20 protein-coding genes are annotated in these 22346 nt (G+C 72.8%); 9 read left to right on the top strand and 11 right to left on the bottom strand.

Features of this window, described 5'->3' with window-relative positions; genetic code table 11:
- The first annotated feature begins 601 nt into the window (after positions 1-601).
- Positions 602-1627 (top strand): hypothetical protein, encoded by a 1026-nt coding sequence (locus LZG04_RS26490; RefSeq protein WP_233821609.1) that lies wholly within the window; start codon positions 602-604, stop codon positions 1625-1627.
- Between the two features lie 48 nt (positions 1628-1675).
- Here LZG04_RS26490 and LZG04_RS26485 read toward each other — a convergent pair whose 3' ends face one another.
- Positions 1676-3076: an endo-1,4-beta-xylanase gene (locus LZG04_RS26485; protein ID WP_233821608.1), complete on the bottom strand. Its 1401-nt coding sequence runs from the start codon at positions 3074-3076 to the stop codon at positions 1676-1678.
- Between LZG04_RS26485 and LZG04_RS26480 the strand changes: the two genes are divergently transcribed.
- From LZG04_RS26480 to LZG04_RS26470, 3 genes are all read left to right on the top strand, one after another.
- Positions 3075-3242, top strand: a complete 168-nt coding sequence (locus LZG04_RS26480; protein ID WP_233821606.1) for a hypothetical protein — start codon at positions 3075-3077, stop codon at positions 3240-3242. The genes LZG04_RS26485 and LZG04_RS26480 overlap by 2 nt on opposite strands.
- A gap of 154 nt (positions 3243-3396) precedes the next feature.
- Positions 3397-4434 (top strand): LacI family DNA-binding transcriptional regulator, encoded by a 1038-nt coding sequence (locus LZG04_RS26475; RefSeq protein WP_233821604.1) that lies wholly within the window; start codon positions 3397-3399, stop codon positions 4432-4434.
- Positions 4435-4580: 146 nt separating this feature from the next.
- The gene (locus LZG04_RS26470; protein WP_233821602.1) at positions 4581-6671 is read left to right on the top strand and encodes an MMPL family transporter; all 2091 of its coding nucleotides are present in this window, start codon (positions 4581-4583) and stop codon (positions 6669-6671) included.
- Between the two features lie 4 nt (positions 6672-6675).
- On the opposite strand, the gene LZG04_RS26465 is transcribed toward LZG04_RS26470, so the two are convergent.
- The 6 genes from LZG04_RS26465 to LZG04_RS26440 form a co-directional block, all read right to left on the bottom strand.
- On the bottom strand, positions 6676-6951 hold the full coding sequence (locus LZG04_RS26465) for a 2Fe-2S iron-sulfur cluster-binding protein (RefSeq protein ID WP_233821600.1): 276 nt from the start codon (positions 6949-6951) through the stop codon (positions 6676-6678).
- On the bottom strand, positions 6948-8330 hold the full coding sequence (locus tag LZG04_RS26460) for a hypothetical protein (RefSeq protein WP_233821598.1): 1383 nt from the start codon (positions 8328-8330) through the stop codon (positions 6948-6950). Before LZG04_RS26460 ends, LZG04_RS26465 begins: the two co-directional genes overlap by 4 nt.
- A gap of 84 nt (positions 8331-8414) precedes the next feature.
- Complete coding sequence (locus LZG04_RS26455; RefSeq protein WP_308199330.1) at positions 8415-8858, bottom strand: SgcJ/EcaC family oxidoreductase; 444 nt, start codon at positions 8856-8858, stop codon at positions 8415-8417.
- A gap of 223 nt (positions 8859-9081) precedes the next feature.
- Positions 9082-9489, bottom strand: coding sequence for an MmcQ/YjbR family DNA-binding protein (locus LZG04_RS26450; RefSeq protein WP_233821594.1), 408 nt, complete (start codon positions 9487-9489; stop codon positions 9082-9084).
- A 48-nt stretch (positions 9490-9537) separates the two neighbouring features.
- A complete protein-coding gene (locus LZG04_RS26445) occupies positions 9538-10362 on the bottom strand; it encodes a serine hydrolase (RefSeq protein WP_233821592.1) in 825 nt (274 codons plus the stop codon).
- A 241-nt stretch (positions 10363-10603) separates the two neighbouring features.
- Positions 10604-10741: a hypothetical protein gene (locus LZG04_RS26440; protein WP_233821590.1), complete on the bottom strand. Its 138-nt coding sequence runs from the start codon at positions 10739-10741 to the stop codon at positions 10604-10606.
- 620 nt (positions 10742-11361) lie between these two features.
- Between LZG04_RS26440 and LZG04_RS26435 the strand changes: the two genes are divergently transcribed.
- From LZG04_RS26435 to LZG04_RS26415, 5 genes are all read left to right on the top strand, one after another.
- On the top strand, positions 11362-11856 hold the full coding sequence (locus tag LZG04_RS26435; RefSeq protein WP_233821588.1) for a hypothetical protein: 495 nt from the start codon (positions 11362-11364) through the stop codon (positions 11854-11856).
- Positions 11853-13181 (top strand): ATP-grasp domain-containing protein, encoded by a 1329-nt coding sequence (locus LZG04_RS26430; RefSeq protein WP_233821585.1) that lies wholly within the window; start codon positions 11853-11855, stop codon positions 13179-13181. The genes LZG04_RS26435 and LZG04_RS26430 overlap by 4 nt, the downstream gene beginning before the upstream one ends.
- Positions 13178-14614 carry an aminotransferase class V-fold PLP-dependent enzyme gene (locus LZG04_RS26425; protein ID WP_233821583.1) on the top strand — a complete coding sequence of 479 codons (1437 nt, stop codon included), beginning with the start codon at positions 13178-13180 and terminating at the stop codon, positions 14612-14614. The genes LZG04_RS26430 and LZG04_RS26425 overlap by 4 nt, the downstream gene beginning before the upstream one ends.
- Before the next feature lie 472 nt (positions 14615-15086).
- Positions 15087-15356, top strand: coding sequence for a hypothetical protein (locus tag LZG04_RS26420; RefSeq protein ID WP_233821581.1), 270 nt, complete (start codon positions 15087-15089; stop codon positions 15354-15356).
- A 134-nt stretch (positions 15357-15490) separates the two neighbouring features.
- Positions 15491-15970 (top strand): hypothetical protein, encoded by a 480-nt coding sequence (locus tag LZG04_RS26415; RefSeq protein WP_233821579.1) that lies wholly within the window; start codon positions 15491-15493, stop codon positions 15968-15970.
- Between the two features lie 211 nt (positions 15971-16181).
- On the opposite strand, the gene LZG04_RS26410 is transcribed toward LZG04_RS26415, so the two are convergent.
- From LZG04_RS26410 to LZG04_RS26395, 4 genes are all read right to left on the bottom strand, one after another.
- On the bottom strand, positions 16182-19853 hold the full coding sequence (locus LZG04_RS26410; protein WP_233821577.1) for a S8 family serine peptidase: 3672 nt from the start codon (positions 19851-19853) through the stop codon (positions 16182-16184).
- A 78-nt stretch (positions 19854-19931) separates the two neighbouring features.
- On the bottom strand, positions 19932-21005 hold the full coding sequence (locus LZG04_RS26405) for a hypothetical protein (RefSeq protein ID WP_233821575.1): 1074 nt from the start codon (positions 21003-21005) through the stop codon (positions 19932-19934).
- Positions 21005-21505, bottom strand: a complete 501-nt coding sequence (locus LZG04_RS26400) for a SigE family RNA polymerase sigma factor (protein ID WP_233821573.1) — start codon at positions 21503-21505, stop codon at positions 21005-21007. Before LZG04_RS26400 ends, LZG04_RS26405 begins: the two co-directional genes overlap by 1 nt.
- A 352-nt stretch (positions 21506-21857) precedes the next feature.
- Positions 21858-22010: a hypothetical protein gene (locus LZG04_RS26395; RefSeq protein WP_233821572.1), complete on the bottom strand. Its 153-nt coding sequence runs from the start codon at positions 22008-22010 to the stop codon at positions 21858-21860.
- Positions 22011-22346 lie beyond the last annotated feature (336 nt).

Below are 22346 nucleotides of genomic sequence, written 5' to 3'. Positions count from 1 at the left end.
CGGCATTAGGGCACAGCGATGACGGCGGTCACAACCGAATGTGATCTCCACGTCATGGGCTCGTCGGACGCGCGGACCGCTGCCGCCCCGTGCCGCGCCGGCCCGGCGGGGGACCGCAGCGGGCCGACGGGGCCGCGGGGTCCGGGCTCGCCACCCGAACGGTCGGGATGCTTTCTCCTTTCCGCCGAGCGCCGATTCTCCGCAATAATGCGGTCAATCGGCGCTCGGCTACTCGGGCTCACCGGACGAAGTGGGTGGCCGCCGGTTCGATGACGTAGTAGAACACGATCAGGAACTCGGCGAGCCAGGCCCACCACGGCGGTCCGGACGGACGCTTGTCGTTGCTCTGGTCGTTCATCGGATGCCTCCTCGGATGAGTGCCCCGGCAATCTCGCTACCGGCGACATCCACCAGGCAAGCCGATCGGGATGTGCGCTACCAACAATCCGGTCAAGCTCGCAACGGAACCGGCCACAATCGCGCCGGCGCGGCGAATGCGGGTGTAAGGTCACGCCGATCGCGGTCACCGCCGGGCACCAGCGGGCGGAAACGGGCGAACCCGGTCGGAGCCGGTCATCGGCGGACAGCGAGGAGCACGTCGATGAGCAGAGCCGAGTCGCCGGTCCCGGCCGAACCGCGGCAGATCCGGCCGGTTCCGGTCATCGACAGCCACAGCGTGCCGATCACGGCCGCCACCACGACCGCCGACTTCGCCCGGTGCCTGGACCAGGTGCGGGTGCTCGCGGGCCCGCTGTCGCACCGCGCCGTGGAGAGCCGCAGCGGCGGGCGGCTGCGCCGCACCAAGATCGGCCAGGTGCTCGGCGGCGAGCTGCCCAACCGGGAGTTCCTGCTGGTTTACCTGCGGGTCTGCGGTGTCGCGGAGGCGCTGTGGCCGGTTTGGCAGGAGGTCTGGGCCCGGCTGACCACCGGTCCGCTCACCGGCGTCGCGACCGCCGCGCCGGACACCGGCACCGCGGAACGCGCCGAAACCGTGCTCGAACGCGCCGAGGCGCAAGCCACCGAGATCCGCCGGATCGCCCACGCCCAGGCGGCGGACCTCCTCGACCGGACCCGCGCCGACCTCGACCGGGCCGAAGCGCGGGACCAGGAGCGCATCCGGCTGGTCGAGGAGGAACGCGACGGGGCGTTCTCCCGCGCCCACGCGCTGGCCGACGAGCTGAACGCGCTGCACGAAACGAGCATGGAACGGATCCGCGCGGCCGATGACGAACGCGATACCGCGCTCATCCGCGCCCGGGATCTCGCGCTGGAGTTGAACCAACTGCACCAGAGCAGCATGGAGCGCATTCGCGCGGCCGAGCAGGAACGCGACAACGCCATCACGCGGGCGAGCCGGTTGGCGACCGAAGTCGACACCCTCTACGCGCAGATCGCGTCATTGCGCGAGCAGTTGTCGATTTCCATCAAACGGCACGCGCACGACGAGAACGCACTGGGTTCCGCCCGCCTGGAAATCGTCGGCCTGCGCAACCAGCTCGACCGGATCGGGAGGCCGGCGGGCACCGACTGGCAAGCGCCTTACGCCGAGCACCAGCGCAAGGTGCGGTTGGAGGGCGAGCCGCTGGTGGAGCCGCTCAAGGCGGCGAAACCGATCATCGGCGAGTGAGCCGACGTCTCGTGGAGCGGTGGCGGCCGCTCCACGGTCACCGGGTCGTCAGGAGGTGGTGCAGGTGGCGGTCGGGACCGGGTTGGTGCCGGTCGACGAGCCGGTGAAGCCGAACGTGGTGGTGCCGTTGGGCGCGACCGTGCCGTTGTAGTTGGCGTTGCGCACGGTCACTTCCTGGCCGTTGGTGCTGACCACGCCGTTCCACAGGCTGCCCACGGTCTGGCCCTGGGCGAGGGTCCACCTGACGGTCCAGCCGGTGGTGGCGGTGGCGCCGGTGTTGCGGACGGTGACCTCGCCCTGGTAGCCGCCGTTCCACTGGCCGACCACGCGGTAGGTGGCGGTGCAGCCGGCGCCGTTGCCGCCGGTCGTCGTGGTGGTCGTCGTGGTCGTGGTGGTGGTGCCGCCGAGCGCCTCGAACACGGCCCAGTAGGACGGCTTCTTGCCGAAGTTCTCGTCGTAGATCAGGGCCGCGCCCTCACCGGGGAAGACCGACGGGATCCAGGAGTAGCCGTCGGAGAAGTCCCACACCGTGATGCCGACGCAACGGGTCACGGCCAGGCAGGCGTTGACCACGGTGCGGTAGTCGGCGGCCTGCTGGGCGTCCTTGGCCGCGTCGCGGGGCGTGCGCATGCGGATGTCCAGCTCGGTGATCGCGACGTCGACGCCCAGGTCGGCGAAGCGCTGGATGTTCTGCCGCAGCGAGCTGGGCACCTGCCCCAGGACGAGGTGGGCCTGGAGGCCGACGCCGTCGATCGGGATGCCCTGCTGCTTGAACGACCTCACCATGTTGTACACGGCGTCGCTCTTCGCGCCGATGCCCTCGATGTTGTAGTCGTTGTAGTAGAGCTTGGCGTTCGGGTCGGCGGCGCGGGCGGCCTTGAACGCCTCGGCGATGTAGCTGTCGCCGAGCTTCTGCTGGAACACGGACTGGCGGCGGGTGCCGTTCTCCTCGAACGCCTCGTTGACCACGTCCCAGTGCACGACCGTGCCCTTGTAGTGGCCGGCGACGTTGGCGATGTGGTTGCGCATCACGCCGAGCAGCTCGCCGGCCGGCACGCTGGTGACCCAGTCGGGGAGCTGGTTGTGCCAGACCAGGGTGTGGCCGCGCACGATCTGGTTGTGCGCCTGGGCGAACGCGACGATCTGGTCGCCCTGGGTGTAGTCGAACTGCCCGCGCCGGGGCTCGGTGTACTGCCACTTCTGCGTGTTGCCGACGGTGATCTGGCCGAACTCGCTGCCCAGCACGGCGGTGTAGGCGGAGTTGGTCAGGGTCGGGTTGTCGGTGGCCGAGCCGAAGTAGCGGCCCTTGGCGGCGGCCAACTGCCCCAGGGTCGGCTCGGCGGCCGCCGAGGACGGTGCGGCGACCGCCATGCCGACGGCGAGCGTGCCGACGACGGCCGCCGCGGTCGCGGCGAGGACGCGGCGGGCGCGACCTGTTGGTGCTGACATGCGTGTTCTCCTGACATCGGTGTCGGGACGGGCCGCGCGGGCAGGCCGGGCGGTCGGCGTGGCCGTGCGGGTGCGGGAGGAGGTGCCGTGCGCGACCGACCTCGCGTGGGACGACGACGGCGACCCTTGTCGGGCGTCCAGGTCGCCGGCGTCGGATGCCGGGTAGGTCGAGTCGCGCGGGTCCGACCGGGGCGGTGAAACTTTCGGTCCCAGTACAGAATATTAACGCGGGAGACAGTAAGCTCCGTCCCGTCGAGCGTCAAGGCGCCGAAGCTTCGCCGCCGAAAGGTTCGGCTGCCGTGCCGCACTAGACTCCCGACATGACCTCCACCGGACGTTCGTCGGGCGACACCGCCGACCGCGGGGGCGCGACCATCGCCCGCATCGCCGAGCTGGCGGGCGTGTCCACCGCCACGGTGTCCAAGGTCGTCAACGGGCGCGCGGAGGTCGCCCCGGACACCCGCGCGCTGGTGGAGTCGGTGATCCGGGAGCACGGCTACCGCCGGCAGAAGAAGGCCACCCGGGCGACGCTGGTGGAGGTGGTGCTCCACGAGCTCGAAGGCGCGTACGCCATGGAGATCATCAAGGGCGTGGAGCGCGTGGCGAGCGAGCACGAGCTCGCCGTGGTGCTCACCGAGCTGCACGGCCGCCACACCCCCGGGCGCACGTGGATCGACGGCGTGCTCGCCCGCAAGCCCGCCGGGGTGATCACGGTCTTCTCCGCGCCCACCCCCGCGCAACGCGGGCAACTGGCCAGCCGCGAGATCCCGTTCGTGCTGGTCGACCCCACCAGCGACCCGGGCCACGAGTTCCCCTCCGTGGGCACCAGCAACTGGAGCGGGGGCCTCTCGGCCACCCGCCACCTGCTCGACCTCGGGCACCGGCGCATCGCCGCCATCACCGGCCCGGCCCACGCGCTGTCCAGCCGCGCCCGCCTCGACGGCTACCGCGCGGCGCTGGACGCCGCCGAGGTACCCGTCGACCCCGAGCTCATCCGCACCGGCGACTTCAACGTCATCGACGGCCTCGCCCACGGCCGCGACCTGCTGCGCCTGGACCGACCGCCCACCGCGATCTTCGCCTTCAACGACGCCCAGGCCCTCGGCGTCTACCAGGCCGCCCACGAAGCCGGCGTGCGCATCCCCCACGACCTCAGCGTGGTCGGCTTCGACGACCTCCCACCCGCGCAGTGGGCCATCCCCGCCCTCACCACGGTCCGCCAACCCCTCAGCGACATGGCCGCCGCCGCCACGGACATGATCATCGCCCTCTCGCAGGGCGACGCGCCGGCCCAGCACCGCCTCATGCTCTCCACCGAACTCGTCACGCGCGCGAGCACGGCCGCACCTCGGCCCTGACGCCATTGGCAGGCTCGACGTTCGGCCCGCCAAGCGAAAGTTCACGCGGCAGCCCTCCCCACCGCTCCGCCGGCGCGTGTCGGATGATCTGTCCCGCGGCCTCGGGTGCGGTGATCGGGTCGCGGGACCGAGCAGGAGGGGGTGCCGTGCTCTCAGCACTGGCGAGGTGGTGCGCGCGCCACCGCGGACTGGTGGTGCTGTTATGGGTGTTGCTGGCCTCGGGCTTGCTGGCCGGGGCACGCCTGGTCGACGGCAGCACGGCCGACGACGTGGTGGTGCCGGGCAGCGACAGCGAGGCGGCCAACGCGCTGTTGGCCGAGGCGGACATGTTCGGCCGGCAGAGTTCCCAGTTGGTGCTCACCGCGCCGCCGAACCGGCACGTGGACGCGCCGGAGCTCCAAGCCGCCGTGCGGGATTCCGTCGACGCGGTCTCGGCGGTGGCCGGTGTCGGCACGGTGGCCGAGCGGGTCGAGCCGAGCCCGGACCGGACCGCCGTGCGGTTCAGCGTGCCGCTCGACGCGGGCACCACGGCGGACAAGGCGCTGGCGCAGCGGGTGCTCGACGCGACGCGACCGGCGCGTGCGGCGGGGATGGACGTCGCGCTCGGTGGCGCGCTCGGGCGGCAGCTGTCCGCGCTGAACTCCCGACCCAGCGAGGTCATCGGCCTCGTCACGGCGCTGGTCGTGCTGTTGCTCGCGTTCGGCTCGGCGGTCGCGGCACTGCTGCCGGTCGTCACGGCGCTGCTCGTGGTCGTCGGCGGGCTGGCCGGGCTGGACGTGCTCAAGAGCGCGGTGAGCATCCCCGACGTCGCGCCGACGCTGGCCGCGATGATCGGGCTCGGGGTCGGGGTGGACTACGCGTTGTTCCTGGTCAGCAGGCAGCGCAGGCTGCTCGCCACCGGGCTGGGCGTGCCCGGGGCGGTGGCGGGCACCGCGCGGTCGGCCGGCGCGGCGGTGGTGTTCGCCGGTGCCACCGTGGTCGTGTCGATCAGCGGGTTGATGCTGACCGGCGTCGACTTCGTGTCGTGGCTGGGCTGGAGCAGCGCGTTGCTGGTGGCCGGCGCGGTGCTGTCCGCCGTCACGCTGACCCCCGCGGTGCTCGCGCTGGCGGGTGAGCGGCTGCGTCGCGGCCGTCCGGCGCCGGCCGCCGACGAGGACCTGGACCGCAGCGCGTGGGGCCGGTTCGCGTCGTGGTCCGCCCGCCGCCCCGTGGCGGTCGCCGTCGCGAGCACCGTCCTGCTGCTGGGGCTCGGCGCGCCGACGCTGGCGTTGCGGCTCGGGCAGTCCGACGCCGGCGACCGCGGCACGGACCAGCAGACCGTGCGGCACTACACGGCCACCGCGGCGGCGTGGGGCCCCGGCGAGAACGGCCCGCTCAGCGTGGTGCTGACCGACCCCGGCGGGGCCGACGCCGCCACGGCCGCGTTGCGCGCGACCGGTGGTGTCGCATCGGTGTCACCACCGCGTCCCCTGCCCTCCGGGGCGGTGGCGCTGCGGGTCGTCCCCACCACCGCGCCCTCCGACCCCGCGACCGACGACCTCGTGCGACGGTTGCGCGAGGAGGTGTTGCCGCGGTTCGGCGAAGCCCACGTCGGTGGCGGCACGGCGACCCGCATCGACCTGGCGCACCGCATCACGGACCGGTTGCCGTGGCTGGTCCTGGCGGTCATCGGCGTGGCCTGCGTGCTCCTGCTGTTGGCGTTCCGGTCGGTGTTGCTGCCGATCAAGGCGGCGTTGATGAACATCGTGTCGGTGTGCGCGGCGTACGGCGTGGTCACCGCGGTGTTCCAGTGGGGCTGGGGAGCGGGCCTGCTCGGCCTCGACGGGCCGGTGCCGATCGACAGCTACGTGCCCATGGTGCTGTTCGCCGTCCTGTTCGGACTGTCCATGGACTACGAGGTGTTCCTGCTGTCGGCGATCCAGGAGCACTGGACCCGCACGGGCGACAACCACGTCGCCGTGCGCCGCGGCCTCGCCGAGACCGGTGGCGTGATCACCTCCGCGGCCCTGATCATGGTGTGCGTCTTCGCGAGCTTCGTGCTGGTGGACAACCCGACGGTGAAGATCTTCGGGCTCGGCCTGGCCACCGCGGTCGTCGTGGACGCCACCGTCGTGCGCTGCCTGCTCGTGCCCGCGACCATGGTCCTGCTGGGCCGCTGGAACTGGTGGCTCCCGCGCCCGCTCGACCGGCTGCTCCCCCGCGCGTTCGACCACCGCGCTCCGGCCGCCCAGGGCTGACGCGTCACTCGGCGACTTCGAGGGAGATGTCGCCGAACACCGTGCACTGGCAGGCCAGGCGGTGGTCGCCGCCGACGCCGAGCACGTCCAGCACGACCAGCTCGTCCTCCTCGGGCGGGCTCAGGTGGGCCGCGCCCGACAGGATCCGGACGACGCACGCGCCGCACTGCGCGGCCCGGCAGCCGAACACCAGGGCGGTGCGGTGCCGGTCGTCCAGTTGTTGCAGGGTGGTGCCCGCCGGGACGTCGAACGGCTCGCCGGCGATGGTCACCGTGATCATCGCCGCTCGCCGCGGCTGGCCGCCGCGGTGGGGCTGTCCGGTGTCACGGGCGCGGCGAGGTCACCCGTCGCCGCGGTGTCCGCGACCAGGGCGGCCATCTCGTCCATGAAGTTGGCGTAGTTGTCGTGCTCGTCGGCGAAGACGCGGCCCGTGGTCGTGCCGCCCTTGATGACCTGACCGCCCAGGTGCCGGTGCATCTGGCGGAACAGGCTGAAGAGCTGGACGCAACCCAGGTAGGCGGCTTCCAGGCGCGCGTCCCCGGCGTCCGCGACCCAGCTCTTCAAGGCCGGCTGCCGGTTGTAGACCAGGTGGAAGAAGCGCTTCCAGCGCTCCGGGACGAACCGCAGGTTGTTCGCCCGCGCGGCCACCACGCCGTCGTGCCGGTAGTTGACGTGGAACAGCGCGTCGAGCATCAGCATGAACGGCAGCTGGTAGTCCGACGCGACGCCGTTCACCTCGTCGCCGACCCAGCCGTAGGTGACCTGCAACCGGCGGAACTGGCGCGCGTCGATCCGCGGGACGAGCATCTTCGTGTACGTGCAGACGTTGCGCAGGGCCGCGCGGATCATGGTCAACGCGAGCGTGCCGCCGGCCCGGTCGTCGGTCGCCGCGCATTCCAGCGCGTGCGCGCCCCAGCCGTAGAGCGGGACGCCGAACGCCTCCACGGCGAAGAACGACCGGTACAGGTCCAGCTCGCTCTGGTTGCCGTCGTCGAGCCAGAACGGGTGGCGCATCCGGTCCAGCGACACCAGGTCCGCGTGGGTGATCGGCTCGCCCTCGGTCGAGCCGTCGAGCTGCCAGGCCATCATCGTCATGACGATCTGGCTGAACCGCGGGATCGTCCCGACCTCGGCGGCGATGAACGTCAGCAGCTCGTGCAGCGGGTCGGGCATCGCGCTGGGCCCCAGTGCCGGGTCCTCTTCGGGGTTACCCTGCCGCCACAGGTGGTTGAGGTAGATCAACGGGACCAGCAACGCCTCCAGCCGCTCGTGCGGCAGCTCCCGGGCATGCCGCCGCAGTTCGGCGATCGGCGGGAGCTTCTCGGCGTTGGTCCGCATCCAGAACCGGAACTCGACCTTGTCGTGCCGCACGATCTCGGCCCCGGCCGCGCGGCACAGGTCCGCGACCCGGCCCAGCGGCCCGGGGAAGCGGAACACCGGCACGCGGGTCTGCAGGAAGCCCGTCTCGGTCGAGGCCAACGACGAGACCGCGGCCAACGGGCCCATCGCGTCGAAGTCCTGCGGGACGCCCGGGAGCGTCAACGCGAGCACCGATTCCGACCGCCGCTGTTCTTCCAGCACGAACAGCGGAACTTCCAGCGGGCGCGCGCCGAGGATCCGTCTCGACGACTGGGGCACTTCGGGCGTTAATCGCGACAACGGCACCGTAGTGCGGTCGGGGGACATCGGGTGGCTTATGACGTGCAACTCGCGCACTGTTTCCTCCAGATCGGGGAGCCGGCGTCAGCCGACCGACTCGGTGTTGTGCGCCGCCACCACGAGCCAGGTGCCCGCTTCGCGGCACAGGGTGAAGGTGAAAATCCCGCGGCGCACGCCGTGACCCGTGCCGCCGGGACCGCGGTCGCCGATCATCTCCCAGTGGTAGTGCGCCAGCGCGACGTCGTCACGCAGCATTTTTATGTCCAGCTCCAGGGTGCGGACCGAGCTTTCGGCGAACCGCTGCGCGTGCCGTGCCGACTGGTCGCCGAACATCTCCGCCCGACCGCGCAGGCGCCGTCCGACGACGTCGACGAAGTCCGCGTCCTCGGCGAAGACGGAGAAATGCCGGACCAAATCGTGCTCGTTCCACGCGGAGGTGAACACCTCGATCGCCTCCGCTACTCCGGCGGTATCCAATGGATCCCCATTCCACGTCAGCGCGCTAACACCGTCTCCTGATCGAAGCACAGCTTCGAGATATACACGTCCTACGTCTGACTGCCAAATTATTCCGGGCGAGGTGTGCGACGCTCCGCCGAACAACAGGAATGCGCTCGGCGAACGGCGGTTGACGCGAACTCCGACCCGTGGCAGACCGAATCGGAATCGAAAAACAATTCCCGATCGCGTCGACCCAGTCCACGCCGTGCGGAACACCCGACCCCGGCCCGCTCGCCGGCCGGGCGCGGTTTCAGGCGGGAGACATCCGCTCGACCAGCTTCCGCGGCGCGGAGGACCGGTAGCTCTCGGTCAGCAGCTCGGCCACCTCGTCCCAGTCCGTGTCGTCGTCCAGCACGAGGCCCACGACGTTCGCGGCCCACGCGGGCTTGAAGAACGGGTGGGGGGCGTGGCTCAACGCGGCCAGCTCCGGACCCGCCGACCGGAACGTCAGCACGGTGGCCGGCCCGTCGGTCCCGGCCGCCCGCGCGTACGACGGCGGGTTGCCGTCCTCGACCTCCAGGACGTGCGCGAACGCCCGCTGCCGGATCCGCCACCGCGTGCCCCGCCACGCGCGTTCCTCCACCACCTCCGGGAACGCCGCGCACACCGCCCGCAGCCGGTCCACGACCTCGTCAGGCACCTCCGCCAGTTCACCCATCCCCGGATTATGCGTTCGGGCACCGACATCGGGAGACGACCGGGCTCGTCACCGCCCGGCGACCGCCGCCACGATCCCCCGCACCACGTCGAGCGCGGGCCGCCAGCCGTCACGCAGCGCGGCCTCCTCCCCCGTGGTGACCGCGACCAGCTCCAGCGACGGCACCACCACCAGGTGCTGGCCCGCGTACCCGCCCGCGAGAAACGCCGGGTGCCCGGCCAGCTCGGTGACCCACCACAGGTAGCCGTAGCCGACGCCCTCCGGCGGCCCGCCCGGCGTGTGGGCGGTCACCGCGTCACGGCCGTACGCCGACCGGTCGCGCGCCTGGTGCCACCCGAACCGCACCAGGTCCGACGCGGACAGCTCGAGGTGGCCGAACCCGTACGGCAACCCCTCGGGGTCGCGCGGCCACCGCCACCGCGTGATGCCCAGCGGTGCGAACAGCCGCCGTGCGGCGTACTGCTCCAGATCCTCGTCCAACGCCGCCGTCAGGCACGCGGCCAGCACGTGCGCGAGGCAGTTGTCGTAGGCGAACGCGGACCCGGGCGCACGCACCAGGGGCGCGTCGAGCACCGCGTCCAGCCACCCCGCCGACAGCGCCATCACCTCGTCGACGTCACGCACCTCGACCCCGGCGGTCATGGTCAACAGGTGGTGCACGGCCACGCCCGGCCACGCGCCGGGCACCAGGTCCGCCACCGGCGTGGCCGGGTCCAGCCTGCCGTCCGCCACGGCCGACCCGACCACGGCCGACAGCACGCTCTTGGTCACCGAGAACAAGTCGTTGGGCTCGTCCAACGGGCGGCCGCGGTAGGACTTGGCGAACACCACCCGTTCCGCGAGGGCGACGACCAGGTGCCCGGTGTGCCCCAACGCGGGATCGGCGGTGATCCGGGCGTCCGCCTCGGCGATGGCGCGTTCGACGGCGACGGCACGTTCGACGGGGATGGCGGCCTCCTCGCGGTCTCCGGTTCCCGGGGGATCATGGAGGGATCACCTCACCCGCGCCACCGATTTCGGCGGAGTCGCGGGTCGCCCGACCGCCGCGGAGCCGGTCGAGCGCACGTCACCCCCTCGGCAACGCGGCTCCCGGCTCCGCTTCGGGTCCGGTGGATCACGGAGCTTCGCCGCTGAGCGCGACGAGCCCGACGGGTGATGCGGTCCGGCCGGTGCCGTCGTCCAGCCGGACGGTGGCGGAGATGGGCAGGGCCATGTCGGTGATGCGGGTCTGGCTGATGCACGTCCGGCCCACGACGCCCGTGGTGATGACAAGATGACGCGGCCATGGTCGGGACCACCGGAATCACCCGACAAGGGCCGACCCGGAAATAGAGACTTCGGCGAGAGCCGCGACCGCGCTTTCGGTTTCGATGCCGATCGGCCGAATCCGCATTTGTCGGGTCGCGGAAGGCACGTCGAATGGCGGCCGTCCGATCGGCAATTCCCGCGGTCCGCGCCAGCCGAACAATACTGGCGAAGGGAGATCAATCCCGGACGGGGAGAATCGCATGCCGGTTCGGACTGCGGTCGGTTCCGGGACAGCGCCCGCGTGGGAGCTCGACACCCACGTGCGGAGCACCGTGCCCGACCAGGGTCACCACCCTGGCGGTGAAGCGGTCCTAGGCGGGCTTGCGCGGGCCGGCCGGGACGTCACACGGGCTCGACGTTCCGGCGGACACCGCGCAGGACACGCCGAACGGTCGAGAGATCACCGTGTCGAGTGACGTTTCCCTGTTCCCGCCAGGCGAGCCCCTAGGCTCGACCCCGCGATTCCGAGCCGTCACCCCGATCCGGAAGCGGTCGTCACCCATGCAGCCAGGCGCGTTCCGTGCTCGTCCCGGTCGTCTCGCCGCCGTCGTTCGCGGCGCTGCCGTGCTGGTCGCGTTGTCGGCGGTCGTGCCGGGCGTCGCGCGGGCGGAGCCCGAGTCGGCCGCGGGCGTCGTCTTGTGCGAGACGACGTCGACGTGGACGTACTCACCGGGCGTCGTGCTGCTGCCCAGGCCCGTCACCACGCACGTGCACGACCAGTACGCCTCGTGCGCGTCACCGACGGGCGCCGTCGTCACCGGGGGTTCGAGCAGCTTCACCGTCGAGCGCGACGCGGGCTGCCTCGAACCGGTCGCCGCCGTCCCCGAGACGCGGGTGATCACCTGGGGCGACGGCCGCAGCAGCACGTTCGGCTACACCGTCACGGTCAGCTCGCTGCCCGGGCTGGACGTGGTCACCAAGACCGGGACCATCACGGCGGGCGAGTTCGCGGGGCGGCCCGCGCAGGCGACCCAGACCGCGCCGACGCCGGATCTCGTGGCCTGCCTCGGGCAGGGTGTCCAGCGGCAGACCGCGCACGGCACCTTCGTGATCGGGTGACCGCGCGAGCCACCGCGGGGGTCGTCGAGATCGCCGGCACGGCGGCGGGCTCGGTGTCCCTGCTCCGCGACCTCGCCCCCGATCTGTGGTGGTACGACCGCTCGCCGTTCCTGAGCGCCTCCGCCCGGTCCGCGTTGCCGTGGCTGCGGTACGAGCACCGCGACCACCGCGCGGAAGCACACCGACCACCCGCACCGCCCGTCGTGGCCCGTCGGGTGCCCGCCGGACGAGCCGGGATCACCTTCGCCCCCGAGGACGGCACGGGTGCGCGTGCCTGGGCGGTGGCGCGCGGTCTGCGGTTGCTCGCGCCGGCGCGGGCCGCGGTGGCGGTCGCCGCCGACAAGATCGACTCGTTGCGGTTGTTCGAGCGCGCGGGCGTGGCCGTGCCGCGAGCCCGGGTGGTCCTGGCCGAGCCGGCCGACGCCGAGTCCTGTTGGGCGGCGGGCGGTGGCCGTGCGGTCGTGGTGCAGCGCCGGGTCAACAACCTCACCGGCAAGGGTACCCGGCTGGTGACCAACGTGGCGGAGCTGCGCGCGGTGCTCGGCGACTGGCGGGGCGAGCTGCTGCGGGTGTCCGCGCACGTGCCGGGCACCCCGCTGACGGTGAGCGGGTGCGTCACCGGTGACGTGACCGTGGCGTCCGCGGTGTCCCACCAGCTGGTCGGCCTCGCGGAGCTCACCGGGTTCTGGGGCGCGCATTGCGGCAACCAGCTCGTGGCCGACGACGAGCTGCCACCGGGTGTCGGGGTGCGGTGCGCGCAGGTGTGCGAACGGGTCGGCGACCAGCTCCGCGAGCTGGGCTTCCGCGGCGCGTTCGGCCTCGACCTCGTCGCGACCGTCGACGGCGCGGTCTTCGCCGTCGAGATCAACCCCCGGTTCCAGACCGTGGTGTCGCTCGTGCAGGCGCAGGAGATCGCCGCCGGGCTGCTGCCGATGCTCGGCACGCACGCCCTGGCCTGCCTGCTCCCGTCGGTGCCGGTGCGGCGAGTTCGCACCAGGTGCCTGGCGCTGAGCCAGCTCGTGGTGCCCGCCACCGGTCACGGCGTGCTCGACGCGATCCCCGAGTCCGGGTGCTACCGGCTCGACGCGGGCGTGCTGCGGCCGTCCGGCTCCGCGCGGCTCACCGACCTGCGTCCCGGCGAGGCGCTGCTGTGGCGGCACGCCCTGCCCGGCGACCCGGTGCGCCCCGGCGAGGAACTCGTGCTCCTGCAACTGCCCCACCGCGTGGCACCGGTCGGCGACCGGCCCGCGCTGGACCCCGAGGCCCGGGCCTGGGTCGACGCGATCCGCCGGGCCGTCACCGTCACGGCAGGACCACCGCGGTGACCGAGCCCGCCCCGCACGAGCTCCAGCTCACCGCCGAGCGGATGCGCCAGCTCGGCCACCAGGTCGTGGACCTGGTGGTGGACCACCTGACCGGGCAACGGTACCGGCCCGTGCACCGGCGGGTGGAACCCGAAGAGGTCGACCACCTCCTGACCGAGACCGTTCCGGAGGATCCGTCGGACCCGGGCGGGCTGGTCGACTTCCTCGCGGCCGAGGTGCTGCCCCGGTCGCTGCGCCTGGGCCACCCCGGCTGCTTCGCGTTCATCCCCAGCGCCAACAACTTCCTGGGCGTCCTCGGCGACCTCCTCGCCTCCGGGTTCAACGTCTCACCCGGCGCGTGGTTCGTCGGCGCGGGCCCGGCGGCGATCGAGCAGGTCACCGCGCGGTGGCTCGCCGAGCTGCTCGGGCTGCCGGCGGGCAGCGGCGGGGTGTTCACCCCCGGCGGGACGGTGGCCAACCTGACGGCCGTCGCCGCGGCCAGGCACGACCGGCTCGGCGACGACGCCACCGACGCCGTCCTGTACTGCTCCGACCAGACCCACCCGGCCGTCCTGCGCGCCTGTCACGTGCTCGGCCTCGGCGACTCGGTGCGGCTGCTGCGCGGCGCCGACCACCGCCTCGACCCCGCCCGGGTGCGGCGGGAGGTCGAGTCCGACCGGCGGGCCGGCCGCCGCCCGTTCCTCGTGCTGGCCAACGCGGGGACCACCAACACCGGCAGCGTCGACCCGCTGCCCGAACTCGCCCGGCTGTGCCACGAGCACGGCCTCTGGTTGCACGTCGACGGCGCGCACGGAGCCGCGGCCGCGATGACCACCAGGGGACGCGCCGCCCTGGCCGGGTTGGCGCAGGCCGACTCGGTGGTCGTCGACCCGCACAAGTGGCTGTTCCAGCCCTACGAGATCGGCTGCCTGCTCGTGCGCGACCCGGCCACGCTGCGCCGGGCGTTCGCGCTGGGCCGGTTCCGCGCGCGGGCCGGGTACCTCGACCTCACCAGACCCTCCCCTGACGAGGTCAACCTCTCCGACCACGGCGTGCAGCTCACGACCTCCGCCCGGGCGCTCAAGCTGTGGTTGTCGTTCAAGGGATTCGGCGTCACCGCCTTCCGCGCCGCCATCGACCACGGGCTCGACCTGGCCGAGCACGCCGCCGCGCTGGTCGAGCACAGCGACGAGCTCGACCTGCTCGCCGGGCCGAGCCTGGGCATCGTCTGCTTCAGGCACCGCCCGCGGTCGGCGGCTGACGGTCCGGACCTCGACGCCAGGCAGCACCACATCGCCGAGGCCGTCAACGGCGGCGGCCGGTTCCTGATCGCCACGACCACCGTGCACGGCCGCCGCGCGTTGCGGCTGTGCACCATCAACCCCCGCACCACCGCGGCCGACGTCGACAGGCTCGTCACCGACGTCCTGGCCGCGGGGCGGGCACTGGGGTGACCGTCACGGGGCCACGCCGAACGCAATGGTGATGCGGTGGTCGTCACCCGACCGGGTCGTGGTCCACGTCCGCGTGCTCCTCCACCAAGCGCCCGACCGCCTGGTTTCCCGCGACCCCCCTGCAAGGCGGCGAGGTCCGACGACAGCGGCCTGACCGCGGGGTCCGGGGCACGGCGGTGGCGCACCCGCTCCGCAGGGCCTCCCGGCCGGAGATCGGGGACGGGTTCCCTGCCCCGAACGCCGCCCTTCGGTGCTCCTCGGTCACCGTCACGTCACCTGAGCGGGACACGGCCACTCGATCGGGAGCACAAGGGCAACGTCGGCACTGCGGTGGGCGATCATGTGCGACCTCTTCACGGATCCCTTCCACCGGACCGGCGACGACTTCGGGTGAAGCGTGGCCGCACCGGTTACGTGTCCCGCATCGCCGGCTATTCCGCCGGCAGCACGCATCCCGAAGGAAGGAAGACTCATGCGACGGGTACTCGCCACCGCAGCCGCCACCGGCATGACCGCCCTGGCGCTGGTCGCCGGACTCGACGTCGCCCAGTCCGAACCCTGGCACCAGGACCACCGCGCGGCCGGCGCGGACGCCAGGGGGAACCCGCTGGACGACTGGGACCACCCGCACCCCGACCCGCTGGACGACTGGGACCACCCCCATCCGGACCCCCTCGACGACTGGGACCACCCCCACCCGGACCCCCTCGACAACTGGGACCACCCCCACCCGTTCGACTGAAGGTGACGTGCGCGGCCGTCACTGAATTCTTTGCCCATCAACCGTTCGGGTCCGCCTGATCCAGCGAATGCCGTTACCACGTCGGGGAACTAGCGTCGGCAGCGGTGTCCGATTCGCCAGGTGGAGGTGCGGGGATGAAGGGTCGACCTTGGGCGGTGGCGGCGCTCGTCGGTGCGCTCGTGGGCGCGGTCGCGCCCGCGCTCGCGGGCGACCGGCAGACCACGGTGGAGGTGACGGCCCAGCGGACGTTGATGTCGGCTCTCCCGAACATCGCGGTGGGGGGCGGATTCGTCAGCGGTGGTGATCTGCTCGACGGAACGGGACGGGCCAAGGTGGGCGAAGGCCACTCCCACTGCGGCGTGCTGGCGGTGTCCACGGCGGTGCCGCCCGAGGTGAGGACCCACTGCACCTCCGTCTTCCGGCTCGGGAACGACGAGCTGCACCTGTCCAGCCTCCGCACCTACAAGTCCCTCGACGCCGGCTTCGAGAACACGACCATGGCCATCACCGGTGGCACCGGCAAGTACGCCAACGCCCGCGGACAGGGCCAGGTCACCAGGAACACCGCCGCCCAGGTGAGCTACCGGTACGTGTTGACCGTGGTGACGGAATAGCGCGCAGCCGCCGTCCACGTCACCGCCAAGTGGCCCCTGCCCCGCCACGAGCACGGGCCCGACACCCTCACCCACGTCTACGTCATGCCCTCCACCACCCGGGACGACGTGAACGCCCCCCGCACTCGCCGAACCGGACGCCTTCGACCTCCCTTGACAGCCCACCGCTCGAGGCCCGGTGGCGCGGGAAGCGCCACCGGGCTCGCCGCGGTCAGCGGAGCTGGTACGCCCGGACGATCGTCTGCTCCACCCGGTTGCCGTCCGCGTCGGCGGCGCGGGCGCGCAGCGAGACGTAACCGTCGCGCGGATGGCGCACGGTCACCGTCCAGCGGTCGTGGTCACGGCGGGTGGACGCCGGTCGCCAGGTCACGCCGTCGTCGTAGGACACGTCCACCGACAGCGAGGTGATCCGCGCCGGGCCGTCCTGCCGCTCGACGTGGACGGGGAAGGAGAACGGGCGGTCGCCCGGTGCCCGGTTGTGCGGGTCCACCGCCGGGTCGAACCTGGCCGTCAGCATCGGCAGCGCCTTGCCCTCGCCCGCCGACGACGACCGGAACGTCCACTTCGCACTGACCACTGTGGACAGCGTCCAGGCGGAGCCGGCCTGCCGCGCCTCGGCCTCCACGCGATAGGACGAGTCCTGGTCCGGCACCGCGTACTCGGCGAACTCGGTCACCGGCACCTGGCCGAGCACCTGGTCCTCCCGGTACGCGGTGATCTTCCCGGTGGCGTCGCTGAACGGGTGCACCTGGCGCGGCCGGCCCGCCGCGTCGCCGTACATCGGCAGCTTGACGCTGATCCGCCCGCGGTCGCGCCAGGACCACGGGTGCGGCTGCTCGTCCCGGGTGTTCACCGTGGTGCCGCGCAACGACGGCCCGATCACCGCCTTGTTCCACGCGACCCGGGCGGGTGGTCGGTGCGCGGCCAGGGTCGCGGTGTCGGTCAGGGTGTTCGGGCCGGTGCTCCACAGCAGCTCCCACTTGGTGGGGGTGAAGTACTCGACCCGTTCCCGCTGGGACGCCGTGCGCGCGAACCACCCGGTGCCGAGGTAGCGGCCGTACAGCTCGCCGAAGGCGGCGAAGCCCGCCACGTTGGGCGCGTTGTCGTGGTAGGTCGCGCGCACGGCGGCCAGGTCGCGGGTCGCCGGCCGGTACGTCACCGGCCCGGTGACCTCCCGCTCGACGCCGTGGATCAGCTCGTAACGCAGGTCGGTGCTCTCCCGGCCGGCGTAGTCGACCGCGGTCTCCCCGCGCTTGACCAGCTCGACCAGCCGGTCCACGGTGCCGTTGTCGTGGCCGTAGAACGCGGGCACCGGCTCGCCCTCCACCGGGTCGCCCGGCGGCGCGGGCGCTCCGGAACCCTCTTCCAGGAACCGGATCAGGGCCAGCTTGCCGCCCGCGCGGGCGATGTTCACGCCCCGGCGCAGCCACTCGTCGCGGCCGATCAGCGGGTCGAACTCGATCACCACGAGCTTGCCCGCGGCGTCGATCCGGGCGAGGTCCTCCGGCGTGCCCGAACCGCCGTAGACCGCGGTGAGCTCGGTCTGCTCGGTCGGCGGCGTGCCGTACAGCAGCCGGAGGTCGACGTCGAACCGCTGCCCGTCGTCGGCCACCATCTCCAAGGTCGGCTCGGTGGCACGGCGGGAGTGGCCGAGCGCGTAGGCGTCCGACGCCGTGCCCGGGACGGTCGCGGCGTACATCGCCTCGAACCGGGCGTCGCCCTCGTAGACCAGCGCGAACCGGCAGTCGCAGTCCTCGAACCGGGACAGGGCGGCCAGCGCGTGCGTCCCGCCCCGGGCGGCCGGGTTGTCCGGCTCGGCCGTGACCGGCCGGCCGATCCGGGCGTCGAACACCTGCGTGACGTCGCGGTCCAGCGTCAGCTCGGGGTGGCTGACCACCGTGTACGACGACGGGCGGCCCGGTTCGGCGGTGCTGATCGAGGCGTGCACGGCGTAGCGGCCGCGCGGCAGGCTGATGGTCGTGCCCGAGAACGCCAGGTAGGCCTCGCCGGACTCCAGGTCGAAGACGTAGGCCGACGACCGGCCGTTCAGCGCGGGTTCGACGCCGTTGCGGTCCAGCAGGGTCGGCGTGAACGAGTGCCGCTGCTCCTGCTGGTACACCGAGATCGCGGTGCGGGTGCGGACCGCGCCGGTGGGCTCGTCGGCGACGAGCACGCCGGAGTAGGTCCCGGACCGGCCCTCCTGCCCGGTGACGACCACCTCGACCGACGCGCTGCCACCGGCCGGCACGGTCACGCGGTCCGCGCCGAGCGCGACCAGACCCGCCGGGGCGGAACGGCCCTGCTCGTCGACCAGGTCCGCGCGGACGGCCAGCGTGACCGGCGACGGACCGGTGTTGGTCCACGTGGCCGTGCGGCGCTCCTGCGACCCGGTGTTGGGCCAGGCCAGGTGCACCGAGACGGCCGCCGTGGCGATGACCGGCGTCGCGGTCGCCCGGACCAGGTCGAGCCGACCCGTGCCGACCCCGAACACGCCGGCGTCCGGCACTTCCCGCGCGCTGCCGACCAGGGCCGACTTCAACGCGGGTCCGGACCAGTCCGGGTGCTGCTGGGCCAGGATCGCCGCCGCGGCGGCCACGTGCGGCGCGGCCATGGAGGTGCCGTCGAGCCGCTGGTAGCCGTCGCCGACCGGCTCGCCCAACGGGGGCACGCCGGCCGGCCGGGCCGCCACGATGCCGCCGCCGGGTGCGCTGATCTCCGGCTTGGCCGCGCCGTCGCCGAGCCGCGGGCCGCGGCTGGAGAACGGGCTCGGCTCGTCGCGCTTGGACACGCTGCCGACGGTGAGCGCGTCGTCCGCCGCGCCCGGTGAGCCCACCGTCCGCGCCGACCCGTAGTTGCCGGCGGCGATCACGAACAGCGTCCCGTACTGGCGGCTGAGCGTGTTCACCGCGACGGACAACGGATCCCGGCCGTCGGTGGGCTGACCGCCCAGGCTCATGTTGACGACCTTCGCGCCGGACTCGGCGGCGGCCCACCGCATCCCGGCGAGCACGCTGTCGTCGGTGCCCCAACCGGTGTCGTCGAGCACCTTGCCGACCGCGAGGGTGACGTCCGGGGCGACGCCGCGGTACCGGCCACCCGAAGCGGCACCGGTCCCGGTGATGGTCGACGCGACGTGCGTGCCGTGGCCGTGGCCGTCCTCGACGCCGCCGGTCCCGGTGAAGTCCTGGCTGACGGCGGTCTTGCCGGCCAGGTCGGGGTGGTCGGTGTCGATCCCGGTGTCCAGCACGGCCACCCGCACCCCGGCCCCGGTCAGCCCGCGCTGCCAGGCTGTCGGCGCGCCGACCTGGGACGCGCTCTCGTCCAGGGTGGCGCGGACCCGCTTGTTCAGCCAGACCTTGCGCACCCCCGCGGCGGCGCGGGCGGACGGCGTCCGGGCGGTCAGCGCGCCGTAGAAGTCCGCCACGCGGTCCTTGTCGTGGTCCAGCGCGGTGAGGTCGAGGTCGGGCAGCTCACGGCGCACCGCGACGCCGGCCGACGTGGACGCCAGGCTCCGGGTGTCGTCGTGCTCGACCAGCAGCGGCACCGCCGCGGTGTGCGCGTCGTCGTAGCGCTGGCGGACCAGCCCGGTGACGTTGAACAGCTCCCGGTCCAGCACTCCCTCGCTCACCAGCGGTGCCGCGTCACCGGGCACCACGTACCGGTCGCCGTCGTGCCAGTAGTCCTGGAACGGCACGGGGTGGGCGCGCGGCGCGGGCTCGACCCGCAGCGGGGCCGACGGACCGCTGCCCCACAGCTGCACCCGGTCCCCGCTGACCAGCGTGACCGAGACCGGCTCACCCCCGCCGGCAGCCGCGTCCGGTTGGGCGAGCGCCGTCGTGCCCACCGCCGCGACCGCGCTCGCGGCCAGTGCGGCCACCGACACGGCCCCGCCCCCACGCCGCCACCATCTTCTCCGGCCGACCACATGTCCTCCGATCAGTTTCGCTGGTTCCGGGCTCGCTCAGTCGGGCAGGACGAGACGACCGGCGATGTCGTACAGCTGCGCCACCGGCACGGGGCCGCCGAGCTGGACCGCCGAGCCGTCCACGGCGTCGAGCACCCACAGCCTCTGGTGACCGTTCTCGCTGACGTACCGCGTCTCCCGGCCCTGCACGGGCTCGCCGGGCGTGCCGGTCGGCACGTCCTGGCCCCCGGTGCCGACCATGATCGGCGGCAAGACCTCGCAGGTGCCCACCGAGTAGCGGGTGTTCACACCCGGTCCCGCGTCGGACCGCTTCGCGACCTCGAAGGCGCACACCCGCAGGTCCCCCGGCAGGTCGCGCAACCCGAACGCCGGGGTGACGGTCGCCGTGCCCGGGAAGCGGAGGTCCTGCGCGATCCGCCGGCCGACCTCGCCCAGCCGTGCCGCGGGCACCGTGCCGCCGGGCGGGTTGGACACGTTGACGTACATCGAGCCGCCGTCGGGGTGCGCCACGTACAGCTCGTAGGCGCCCAGGCCGTCTGGGTTCGCGCTCTCGACACCGGGCTGCCCGTTGACGGTGACGGACCGTCCGGGACCGGACTTGAACGCCGCCTGGTCCACCGAGACCATCCGGAACTGCTGGACGTCGATGCGGAGGACCTGGTCGTCGGCCGTCACGGTGAGCATGTACTCGCCGCCGTACAGGGGTGTGCCCGGGTCCTCCGCCGAGCCTCCGATGTTGATCCGCCGTGCCACGTACTCGACCGAGCCCTCCGGCAACCACCCGAGGGCGAAGGGCATCGGCAGGTCGGCGACGGCGGGCTCGGCCGACGCGCCGCTCGTCGGGCCTGCGGTCCGAAGCTGCTCGGCGGGGCCGGCGAGACCGTCCGCGGGGGTGGGGTCGGGCCGGTTCAGCACCACGGCGGTGGCCGCGGCGAGGGTCAGCGCGACCACCCCGGCGGCGACCACGAGCGGTCGGTTCAGCACGGCACGCCTGCGGTGGATGCGCGCCCGTGCGGCGGCGAACACCGCGTCGCCGTCCGGCGCGATGTGCTCGTGCGCGGCGAAAGCGTCCCTGACCAGTCGCTCGACCTCGGTCTGGTCTGCGTTCATCAACTCTCCCTAGCCTCGGCCATGTGGTCCACGGCCATGCCGCTCCGCAATGTCGTCAGTGCCCGGTGGGCGTGGGCGCGCACGGTGGCGCGGGCGCAGTCGAGCAGGTCGGCGATCTCGGCGTCGTCCCACTGCTCGTAGTAGCGCAGGACCAGCACGGCCCGCTGGCGTCGCGGTAACCGCGCCAGCCGTTGCCACATGTCCTCGCGCAACGCGTGGTCGGAGGCGAAGTCGTCCGGACGCGCCTCGTCGGGAACCTCGCCCACGGCCACCAGCCGCGCGGACCTGCTGCGCCGCCACGACAAGTAGCCGTTGGTGACCATCCGCATGACGTAGCGGTCCGGGTTGTCCGCGTCGCGGATCCTGGGCCAGCGGCGGTATGCCTTGACCAGCACTTCCTGCACCAGGTCACCGGCCAGCTCCCGCTCGCCGGTGAGCATCGTCGCGTAGCGCAGCAACCGCGGCAGCCGCGCCCGGACGAAGTTCTCGTAGTCAGCCATCACCACTAAGGACTCCGCCCGGGGGCGAGCTGTTTACCGACACGGCGGAAAATTCCCGGCAGCGGGGAACGGTGTCAACGCAGCGTGCGGAAGAACTCGCGGATGTCGCCGACGAGCAGGTCGGGTGCTTCCACGGCGGCGGCCCGTGCGCCAGGGTCCGGGGCCGGCTGATCTGGATCATCGCCTAACCGGACCGCTCGGTCTCGAGGTGGTCGAGGTGGCGCAGCCGAGCCCGCTCAGCCTCGGTCAGCTCACCCAACCTCGCCAGGGCCGACCCCGGTGAACGCGGCGAGCCCGTTCGCGTGCACGCCGACGACCCGGCCCGGGTTGAGCCGGCCCGGCCCCGGCGAGATCACCGCGCCGCGGTCACCGTCGGCGGGTGCTCGTCACGGGCGGTGTCAACGGCCGCCGAACGCATCGCGCCCACGACCGCGACCCCGGAGCGGGTCGACGAGCACAGCTGCACCCTGCGGGCCGGGTCGAACTCGCTCGACGGACTGGCCATCCACATCACCCCAGGGTCTCGCCGCCCGCCTCGCCGCCGCGACGGAGCAGCACCCGGCCGGTCCAATCGAGACGTCGTCCGTTCGACGCGCTTTCGACGTGGTGGCGGCGGGTTCGCGTCGAACGTTCGACAGCGGGCGTCGACGGGTCGGCACGGCTGCCGGCCACAGGACCGTTCGGGCGATGCGCGCCGGGCAGTCGAAAGTTTTTCGCCCACGCCTGTTGACACCGGGATCACGCCGTTCGTACGGTCTCCCCATCGTCGTTGGGGCCGGAACACCGTGGACGCCAACGAAAACCGGACATCACCCAGGGTCCGCGCAAGCGACCTGACCGA

The sequence above is a fragment of the Saccharothrix sp. S26 genome (genome assembly GCF_021390395.1).
Lineage (GTDB): Bacteria > Actinomycetota > Actinomycetes > Mycobacteriales > Pseudonocardiaceae > Actinosynnema.
This window is presented reverse-complemented; position numbering and strand designations above follow the sequence as displayed.

What these genes read in the sequence shown, in the direction of transcription:
- LZG04_RS26485 (WP_233821608.1), bottom strand. Translation starts at nt 3,076, where the DNA reads ATGTCAGCACCAACAGGTCGCGCCCGCCGCGTCCTCGCCGCGACCGCG.
- LZG04_RS26420 (WP_233821581.1), top strand. Translation starts at nt 15,087, where the DNA reads ATGCGACGGGTACTCGCCACCGCAGCCGCCACCGGCATGACCGCCCTG.
- LZG04_RS26395 (WP_233821572.1), bottom strand. Translation starts at nt 22,010, where the DNA reads ATGGCCAGTCCGTCGAGCGAGTTCGACCCGGCCCGCAGGGTGCAGCTG.
- LZG04_RS26405 (WP_233821575.1), bottom strand. Translation starts at nt 21,005, where the DNA reads ATGAACGCAGACCAGACCGAGGTCGAGCGACTGGTCAGGGACGCTTTC.
- LZG04_RS26400 (WP_233821573.1), bottom strand. Translation starts at nt 21,505, where the DNA reads ATGGCTGACTACGAGAACTTCGTCCGGGCGCGGCTGCCGCGGTTGCTG.
- LZG04_RS26475 (WP_233821604.1), top strand. Translation starts at nt 3,397, where the DNA reads ATGACCTCCACCGGACGTTCGTCGGGCGACACCGCCGACCGCGGGGGC.
- LZG04_RS26480 (WP_233821606.1), top strand. Translation starts at nt 3,075, where the DNA reads ATGCGTGTTCTCCTGACATCGGTGTCGGGACGGGCCGCGCGGGCAGGC.
- LZG04_RS26490 (WP_233821609.1), top strand. Translation starts at nt 602, where the DNA reads ATGAGCAGAGCCGAGTCGCCGGTCCCGGCCGAACCGCGGCAGATCCGG.
- LZG04_RS26450 (WP_233821594.1), bottom strand. Translation starts at nt 9,489, where the DNA reads ATGGGTGAACTGGCGGAGGTGCCTGACGAGGTCGTGGACCGGCTGCGG.
- LZG04_RS26415 (WP_233821579.1), top strand. Translation starts at nt 15,491, where the DNA reads ATGAAGGGTCGACCTTGGGCGGTGGCGGCGCTCGTCGGTGCGCTCGTG.
- LZG04_RS26465 (WP_233821600.1), bottom strand. Translation starts at nt 6,951, where the DNA reads ATGATCACGGTGACCATCGCCGGCGAGCCGTTCGACGTCCCGGCGGGC.